The organism is Endozoicomonas numazuensis (assembly GCF_000722635.1).
Classification (GTDB): Bacteria; Pseudomonadota; Gammaproteobacteria; order Pseudomonadales; family Endozoicomonadaceae; genus Endozoicomonas_A; species Endozoicomonas_A numazuensis.
Genome location: NZ_JOKH01000003.1, coordinates 701,344 through 709,740 on the forward strand (window position 1 = coordinate 701,344; position 8,397 = coordinate 709,740).

Here is an 8,397-nt window from a genome sequence, read left to right on the forward strand (position 1 = left end):
TTCAGGCAAGGAGGCCTGTAGCTATGAGTATGGGAGGCGCTGGTGGGCCGATTGGTCAGGGTTCTCAATTTACTGCTCTAATGCAGAATGTTCAGGATCTGGAGTCCATACATAAAAACGGAGAGTCGGGCAGGGTAGAGGTGATTGCACCCTCTGCTATTTCTAAGAGTGAAAAAACGGGCTCTTTCCGGGGACGTAAAGTCGTTCATGTCAAACCCCGGGGGAACTTGCTAAAAAGGCTGGTTACATTGCTTTCTCCTACTCGAGCCGCCAGAGAGTACCGAGCCAGAGAGCGAGAAGCAAAAGCTCTGCTGCACGACCAGGTGTTATTAGCACTTGGCGACAATGGGCTGACTAAACAGGATAAAAAACGTCTGGTAGAGGATGTAGCCTCTGGAATTATTCCCGGGTTCAGCCGCTCGGAGAGGGAAACAATCAGGGAAAAAAGTCTCGCTGCCATTCAAAGACCCGAAGCGATTGGAGTCATGCTGAGTGAAGCTGAGCAGGGCATAAAAGCTTTTCCAAGACTGGTGAAAAGTATTCCAGGCGTCTCTCTTTTTAATGCCCGTGAAGCGCTCAAGGGCTACTACACCACGCTCATACTGGCGCCTGATCGAATACCCGATAGCAGTGAGCTTCATCAGAGTGTTCAGACTCTTCAACAGCATTTTAACAACACCCGTCAACCTGATGGCTATCAGGATCTGGTTAATGAGGTGATTCAGGAAATTATCCATTCCCTGCCAGAGCGTTTGTCACAAAATGGGTACCATCAGGTTTTGTCCGAATGGAATGACTTGCCCAGCACACATCGTGACAAGGCTATAGCTAGAATTGTCGACAGAACCATTGATAATGCCACCCGTACAGAGCTTTCAATTCATGGTCACCCCAGAGAATTAGTGATTAAAGAGAGCTACCACTTTTTACAAGCCCTGTCTCAGCATCCTGATCTAACAGCACGATTCGCACTGGGTAGAATGGAGCCGTTGAAGCGTCAGTTACAACAAGAGCAAGCTCAGATACGAGTGCATCTGGACAAGCTCTCAGCGGCTGTACCTCAATTGAATGTGGAGGAGATTAGAGGCCGTCTTGAAGCAGGTGGGGAGCTGACCAAAGAAGAAGGCATGTTGATAGCTGAGTCCCGGCGGGTTTTGCTGGATATCCAACTGACTGCGGGTAGACGTTGGGATCTCAAGCTGTTGTCGCAGCTGGATCACTGGACGGGCGATGAAGGACATCACGCCAAGTTGCAGAAAATTCAGGAAATCGGCTCGTTAAGAGGTGAGGAAATCGATCTGGCACAGCTTGACTGGTTGATAGGGCAACATAAAAAGGTCAAACAGGTTGATGGAAAAGAAGTCCACCCACGGATAGCCATAGAAGGGGCTGGCCCTACCGGACTGATACTGGCGCTTTCACAGTTTGAGGCCGGTGCGGATGTTGCTATTTTTGAGAAGAGAAGTACTGAATACGACAGAGTACAGGTTGTTAGGCTGGATCCTAAATGGATGGACATGCTGAAGTTTTATCTGGGTGAGCATTATTACGAGTTATTTGGAGAAGGGGCAGAAGGTAAAGGGGTTGTTCGGGCCGATGGTTTTGGTGAGATTGTCACACACCGTCTGGAAGAAGGGCTTCATTATCGGCTGACAGAGTTGATGGCTCGTAATTATGATGAGAAGTCTGATCCAGACAAACCACCCAGTCTGGAACGTCTGGCAGCTTTTGAGTTGGAAGAGGTTGAGTCAGATGTCGGTGGCTATCAGGTAAAAGCCCGTTACAACCCCGCTTATGATGTCGCCAAGCAAAAAGACTCACAAACATTCGACCTTGCCAGGTATACGCCTGAGGAGCGCATCAAGCACCGTCCGGTTGACATGTTGATCTGTGCCGGAGGTAAGAATACCTTGATGCGGGACAAGTTCATGACAGATAAAACCGTCACGAATGCCAAACCGTATGGTGTGTGCAGCTGGGAAGGAAAAAAAGGACAGGAGTTGCCGAACCCGGGACTGGATACGTTTCAGGATTTCAGAGAAATGGTGGTCTTTGGCAAAGACTTCCATCAGCACTTTCGGGAAAGGCTCGCCAAAGAACTCGAGAGTCTACCAGGATCTTCAGACACCATTAAGTCTGAAATAAAGCCTGAGCAGCTTGCAGAGCTGGAACGCCTTACCCTGAATCAGGGTATGCAAACCCGCTGTTTTGAAAATAAGAACCTGGTGTATATCGGAATGGAGTTACCAGAGCCCTTTGATGAATATTGTAAAAAGCTTGAAAGCGCTATAAAGAAGAAAGTTGAAATCGACGTGGCATTTTCTACAGAACTTTCGAGTGTTGAAGAGTCTGGTAAACAGGCTGAGAAGAAAGTCAGGGAAGGGCTCAAGGCTGTGCATAAAGCCTGGTTCCAGGCCGTTGCCCATTATTATGGTATCGATGATCCCGATTCGTTACATGCCACATCAGACAAAATCAATAATAAGTTTGCTGCAGCTTTCCCGGTTCAACAACATCGGGTAGAGCGCAATGTCGTGACTCAGAGCGCCAATGGACATGACCTGACAGTGACCGTAGCCGGTGATGCTGCTGCCAGCCCACATTTCATGCGTTACAGTGGCCTGACGGGAGCCAGAGAAAATGTTCTGCACCTGCAAAATTTCACCCGGAAAATAGCGAATGACACCAACCCGTTCGGCCCAGAATTGCATCAATCAGAGCTTGAGGCCAGACAACAGAAGACTGCTGATTTTGTTATAGAACGAGGAGAAGTCTTTCTTGGACCGCAACGGAGTACCTGAAAGTTGAGCTATTACTCCTCTTCTTCTATTCCGGGAAGAGTAATAACGGCCTGATCAACAATCAGTGCCCGCTCTTCTTCGGTCATGTTCTGAAAGTCAGGGTTCTCTTTTAATTGTTGCTGGAAGCGAGAAATTCTAAGTCTTTCAACTTCTGCCATATCTCTACCCTGCTGTTCCAGCTGGTTTGCGAATGCACTGCTTACCTGATCAATACTGACTGCTCTGTGATTACCCAAGTTGTCTTCCATGTTCTTTCCGGCAGTTTGAACAGCCAGATGAAGCCTCTCAAGGCCGGCGGACGAAATATCGTGCTCAAGGCTATTGTGCAACTGCGTCATGACCCTGTTTTTGACGGCGACCAGATCCTCACGCTCCAGAGGCTCAAGAGTAAAAGTGTTATCATCATTCAGAACTCTTTTGACCGGTCGACCCAGCGCCGCCAGTCTCAATAGATAGTGACCCCTGATCGTTTGTCTCAAAGTGTTTTCCAGGGTCTTTTCGATGGCAGACTGAGTGGTTCCTGGATTTGGGGTTCCGCAATGACGAGTGATTGCCAGAGGGATTTCGAGTAGCTGATCCTGAATGTAATAACCTATTCCCCGTTGTAGCTCTGGAGGTGTAATACCTATTTTAGTGAGCTCACTGGTGAACGTTTTGAAGAGTGTTTGGTTTTTACTCAGTGAATCGCTTCGACTTTTATATCTTTTAAAGATCATCAAAGCTTTCTGATGTTTCAGAATTTCTTTTGCCAGCCCTTTTCTTGACTCGTCACATTCACTGACTTCCTTTTCGACACCGGTGTTGACCGTATCGACCAGGTGTTTATCTTCTTCGGAAGGGCGCCATTGGCTCCACTGATCCCAGTATGTGTTGGCCACTTCTGCCGTAATGGTCTCGCGCAGGTATTGTTTGAATGGGCTCTGAGCGGTCATCTTGGCCATCATGCGCCTTGAAGATTCCATGCAGTGAGCTTCAATACGAGCCCTTTCATCCGTTCCCTCTGGCAACAGCATCTGGTAATAGTGATAGACGTCTTTGGCTGAATGAATCAGCGTCTCCGTATGATCCAGGTAATTGATAAGTCGACTTATCATATTGCTGGCAGTGAGCGTTGTGGCAATAAAGGCCAGACTGGAGCTGGCTATGGGTAACAATGCAACGGCCAGCAGGCCTCCATAGAAGGTGCTGCCTGCTACCAGAAAACCTGCCGCTACGGACCCGCCCAGAATAATCAGAGATTTTGCACCTTCAACAGCCAGCCGGCCGAAGGCTCCGGTTTCTTTGTCGTTATAGGCCCGAATGGCTTCTGTTAATCGGTTGTAACGGAACCGAATGGGATTAAAGCAAACATTAAAAACATTTCTTGTCAGACCTTCTTTTTTAGCAACGCCTCTGGCAATGAGAGCCAGTTCATCCATTGGGCTGGATGCATAGGCAAAGGCAGGTCCGTAGTTGATCAGCATATTCAGAGCCCGAACGGCTCGGCCGTCCAGTTGATTGACGCCTTCGCGAATAGCAATGGCTCCAGTTGCATGGGTGGTTGCAGTAGCAATGGCACCCACTAATCCGCCAACGGTCCAGCCAACGGCTCCACCTGCCGGGCCTGCAATCAGGGTTCCTGCTGTGAGTCCGATAACGTTACCCAGTCTGGACCCCGCAGTATGATTAGACAAATCTGAAAAGAAGTTCAGAGCCACAGAACCTTTCAGGGCAAGGTCTGAAACATTCAACAGAAACTGGAACTGTTTCAGCAGTGCTGCCTTCTGAGGGTTATCACTAAAGTTGAACTCTTCAATAACGGCTTCGTCGCCTGCAAAGTATGAGGCCGCTGATTCAGCGGACAGCCTCGCCTGAAGCTGTGAAACTAATCCTGCATTGCCGGTACCGACCAGTATTTTCAGCTGTTCAATGGTTTGGGCAGAGTCGCCTACCAGGCGTCTGAATAAACGTGGATTTCTCTCTGCAATCGCTAACACACCGGACAGTGTCTCTGCCGCCTGTTTTTCCAGCTCTGCATAGCTGCCATGAATGCCTGTAAGAATACTCCAGGCACTGCTTTTACCACTGTACCAATCCTGAACCTGACTGGCCGCTGGTTGAACAATGCTGGACACTCTGCTCCAAATGCCATTCGCAGAGCCCGGAATAGCGGTGCAAGTGTTGAGTAGTTCTTCCTTGAATGAGTATCCCACTGTTTTTAGGTCTTTCAGGTGTTGCAGTTCGGTCAGCTTATCGTTCAGTGGTTGTCTGCCGGGCCAGATCACCTGATACCCGACAGCCATGACCGCCTCTTTACCGGAGTTGACGGGCCTGACCGGGGCTGTTTCCTGCAGGGCCTGATCCATAGCTCTCAGCAGTCTCATGTTGCCCTGATAAGTATCTGGTGACATCACGGGGACTGACTCAGGGTATTCTATTAATACTCTGGTCTCTGCCATCACCTGTTCTTCCTGAGCCAACCTGAGGTCATGATGTTTTTGTTGGTAGGCGACTATGGATGAGTAGCTTGGTTTTTTGTGATACGCCTTCAGATGATCACGGTATTGGTCAATGGCTGTATACAGCTTCATCTCTGTATCTTCCCTGCCGGCATTTAATACCTCCATAAGATGCCGGGTTGAGGGTGGGGTCAGCATAAAGGTCCGTTCTATAAGAGGCTCTTCCTGTTCCAGTTTCATGAAACGAACAAGCTGAAGCGCATGAGAAAAATGCGCTAACTGTTTCAGCATTTCAGCTGAAAACCCGCTAGGTAGTTCCTGATGCCCTTTCAGAGCCAGCATGTAGTCTACCTGTTGCTCAATATCATTAAGCTCGTCGATGGAACGTTCAGATAATTCTGTGTTCATCAGATGCTGGTAGCGCTGTTTGAAATAGAGCTTACGGCATTCAATTTCCAGGTGTTCCCGAACCTCTTGATGAGCAGGGTTCTGAATGAACTCAGTGAGGTTTTCAGGGGTGCAGGGCATCACCGCAATAAAGTTAAGGCGATTCGATAATAACTGCAGTTGCTGGCGACTCTGCCATTGTCCGGAGCGCATCTTTTTTCGAGCCGCTTTAATATCAGAACTGCATCGATCCAGAAGCAGATCGTGCACGATTTGAGGTGTTCTACTGGTCAATGTCTCCGCCAGTAGTGAGCGGTTGTTCCAATCTCTCGGAGGAGGCAGATACAGTTCTTCCAGGGCCTGCTGGGAGGTCATTTTTTTCAGCTGAATGCTTTGGGCCAGACTTTCAGCAACGGGATAGGTTCCGGCACTCTCTGGTTTGAAGGGGTCTGTACTGGTGTTATGTACGAAGCATTCGTGGAGAACATGATAAAAAGGGGCTTTGCCGTGGGTGGTTTCAAACTCAAGTAACCCTTCCAGCAGAGCTTCGTATTGATGGGCTTCCAGCAGATGGACTAAAGCCTCGAGCTTTTTTTTGGCTTCTGGTTTGGAGGATGTGAAGCCCCACCAGTTTTTTTCTACGTCAGTCGCCAGGGCCAGCAGTCTCTCTTTCAGCAGGGCAAAACCACTTTCAGGGCATTCCTCCAGAATCAGTTCCAGAATGCCGTAAGGGTGCATCATGGAAATGATGTCATTACTCATGCCTTCTTGTCTGAAAGCATTCAATAGGTCGGGGTATTCTTTAATCAGCGTTTCCCGTTGGTGATTGGAGAATGTCCAGTGGTCTTTGCTTATGGATGGATGATGGGTGGCCGCTTGCGCAAGCCTTCTGTCATGCTCCTGAATCCAGAGTGGGTTGTCTTCAGCTTCTTCATATTTTTCGTCATCATCGGATTCTGTTTCAGTGACTGGTATTGACTCTGTTGTGGAACTCAGAGAGTGAAATGCCAGGGATTCTTCAGGGCATTCTGCACTGGATACTTCAGAGGGGTACTCGCTTTCTGAATGAACAGAGGGTGTGTGGTTGCCAAGCCTTATTGTCGGCATTGACCGGGTCACTGAATGCTCGGACAGGTCTTTTTTAAAGGGGATGGAGTCTGGCTCTGCTTTTTGGCTAGACAAATAGGTACGTGCAAAACCAATCGGGGTCTGCAGCGATTTCAGGCTGATGTGAGGGTTGCCTGTACAGCTTGTTCCTGCGGGAAGGCTTCCTATCAGTGCATCTAGCATTCATGGCCTCCTGCCATTATTGGATATGGGGGTCCTTTATGATTTGAGACACTATGAATGGTGTTAGATTGCTAATTTGGTCAGAATTACTGCCCGTCTGGTTAGGGATATAAAATCGGAAGTTATAAAAACAGTGAACAACACTGGTTTTCAAGATGAAGCCGCGTATAATTTCGCGGGTTTATCTGAATTATCCGGGGCTTTTCATGTATCAACTGGGCCGAAAGTTGTTATTTTGTCTCTCTGCAGAAAATGCACACGATGTAGCATTAGAGATGATAGGGGCGGGCCAGCGGCTCGGCCTGACCAATACTTTTGTGCCATCTGTGCCTTCCCGTCCCAGGGAGGTTATGGGTCTCACGTTTGAGAACCCTGTGGGTCTGGCTGCTGGTCTGGATAAAAATGCAGACTGTATTGATGGACTCGGTAGCCTGGGGTTTGGTCATATTGAGCTGGGTACTGTGACGCCTCGTCCTCAGCCGGGCAATCCGAAACCTCGTTCGTTCCGCATTCCGGAACGTCAGGCTCTGATCAATCGTATGGGGTTCAACAATAAAGGCGTTGATCACCTGGTTGAGAATGTCCGCAAGTGTCATTACAAAGGCATCATCGGCATTAATATTGGCAAAAACTTTGATACACCCGTGGAAGACGCAGAAAGCGATTACCTGATGTGTCTGAGAAAAGTCTATCCTCATGCCAGTTACATCACGGTTAACCTGTCATCACCCAATACGCCCGGGTTGAGAAAATTGCAGTTTGGTGATGCTCTGAAAAGTCTGCTGGACGCATTAAAGAAAGAGCAGGCTTTATTGACGGATAAATACGGTCGCAGGGTGCCGATAGCGGTCAAGATTGCACCGGATATGAATGAAGTCGAAATTGCAGAAATTGCTCGTGAGCTGGTGTCCTATGAGATGGATGGTGTTATTGCTACCAACACAACTCTTTCCAGGGATGCTGTGCAGGGTTTGCCGAATGCAGATGAACAGGGTGGACTGAGTGGTGCACCACTGAGCGATCGTTCTTCTGAAGTCATCAAGTTATTATCTTCAGAGCTTTCCGGAAAACTGCCTGTCATTGGTGTAGGCGGTGTCATGGATGCCAGAACGGCAGCAGACAAGATCAGAGCAGGTGCCAGTCTTGTTCAGTTGTACTCAGGCTTCATTTACAAGGGGCCTTCTTTGATTCGTGAAGCGGCGGAAGCCGTTTATTCCTGCGATCATGGTTGAAAGCTTTTTGTGATAGAGCTGAGATAAAGGCTCTATTCTCTGAGAGATTCATGAGGGTGCCCTGATAAATAATACCAATCGCACTTTCAAAATCCCCTATTGTGCAGCCATTTGAGTCCAATATTCTGCGTTGGGGATCGTCGTCATAGCTACGGCTATGACTCCTCACCCCGCCTTTATGCCCTGTGGGTATTGCCTATTGGACTCAAATGGCTTGCTCATAACGGGGTTTGAAAGTTTGATTGGTAT

3 protein-coding genes are annotated in these 8,397 nt (G+C 48.5%); 2 read left to right on the plus strand and 1 reads right to left on the minus strand.

The features are described 5' to 3' along the window. Window positions 1-23 precede the first annotated feature (23 nt). Window positions 24-2,801 carry a hypothetical protein gene (locus tag GZ78_RS15850; RefSeq protein ID WP_034837865.1) on the plus strand — a complete coding sequence of 926 codons (2,778 nt, stop codon included), beginning with the start codon at window positions 24-26 and terminating at the stop codon, window positions 2,799-2,801. Window positions 2,802-2,812: 11 nt separating this feature from the next. Here GZ78_RS15850 and GZ78_RS15855 read toward each other — a convergent pair whose 3' ends face one another. Beyond that, window positions 2,813-6,916, minus strand: a complete 4,104-nt coding sequence (locus tag GZ78_RS15855; protein ID WP_034837868.1) for a hypothetical protein — start codon at window positions 6,914-6,916, stop codon at window positions 2,813-2,815. A gap of 206 nt (window positions 6,917-7,122) precedes the next feature. Here GZ78_RS15855 and GZ78_RS15860 point away from each other — a divergent pair, with 206 nt between their 5' ends. Further along, complete coding sequence (locus GZ78_RS15860) at window positions 7,123-8,148, plus strand: quinone-dependent dihydroorotate dehydrogenase (RefSeq protein ID WP_034837870.1); 1,026 nt, start codon at window positions 7,123-7,125, stop codon at window positions 8,146-8,148. The last annotated feature ends 249 nt before the right edge of the window (window positions 8,149-8,397 follow it).

What these genes read in the sequence shown, in the direction of transcription:
- GZ78_RS15860 (WP_034837870.1), top strand. Translation starts at nt 7,123, where the DNA reads ATGTATCAACTGGGCCGAAAGTTGTTATTTTGTCTCTCTGCAGAAAAT.
- GZ78_RS15855 (WP_034837868.1), bottom strand. Translation starts at nt 6,916, where the DNA reads ATGCTAGATGCACTGATAGGAAGCCTTCCCGCAGGAACAAGCTGTACA.
- GZ78_RS15850 (WP_034837865.1), top strand. Translation starts at nt 24, where the DNA reads ATGAGTATGGGAGGCGCTGGTGGGCCGATTGGTCAGGGTTCTCAATTT.